Origin of the sequence: Streptomyces griseoloalbus, from assembly GCA_014650015.1 — a bacterium.
GTDB classification, from domain to species: domain Bacteria; phylum Actinomycetota; class Actinomycetes; order Streptomycetales; family Streptomycetaceae; genus Streptomyces; species Streptomyces griseoloalbus.
The window spans coordinates 1-522 of record BMUD01000181.1; the positions used below are offsets into that span (position 1 = coordinate 1).

The 522-nt window shown below is 58.6% G+C and carries 1 protein-coding gene; it reads left to right on the top strand.

The window, feature by feature from the left end; genetic code table 11:
* Window positions 1–14: 14 nt before the first annotated feature.
* A partial coding sequence (surE, locus tag IE178_RS35485) for a 5'/3'-nucleotidase SurE (RefSeq protein WP_318280439.1) occupies window positions 15–522 on the top strand: 508 nt, incomplete at its 3' end.

The following is a 522-nucleotide window of genomic DNA, read 5'->3' on the forward strand; positions in this document are numbered from 1 at the left end:
TAATTCATCACAATATGCAAAGCTCCCGACCCCTCATACTAATCACCAACGACGACAGCGTCGACGCTCCCGGCATTCATCATCTTGCCGAATGTGTGCGCTCTTTGGGCGATGTCTACATCGTTGCCCCGGCACACCCGCATTCGGGCCAGTCGGCGGCTCTAACTGTCGGCGCTCCCTTGCGCATTGTCGAGAAACCGTCGGCGACCGACGGCGTGCGACTCTTCACGGTCAACGGAACGCCCGTCGACTGCATCAAGCTCGCCCTCCACACAATTGTTCCCCGACAGCCCGACATCATCTTCTCGGGCATCAACCACGGTTCCAACTCGGCTGTGAACGTGCTGTATTCGGGTACGATGGGCGCAGCGATAGAGGCTTCGTTCTACAATATCCCCGCGATTGGACTGTCGGTTACCGACCATGCTGCGGATGCCGATTTCGCGGCAGCCGTCGAGTACGGCGTGCGTATTGCAGGTGCGGTACTCGAAAACAAGCCGCAGTTGCCGCTGTGCCTGAATG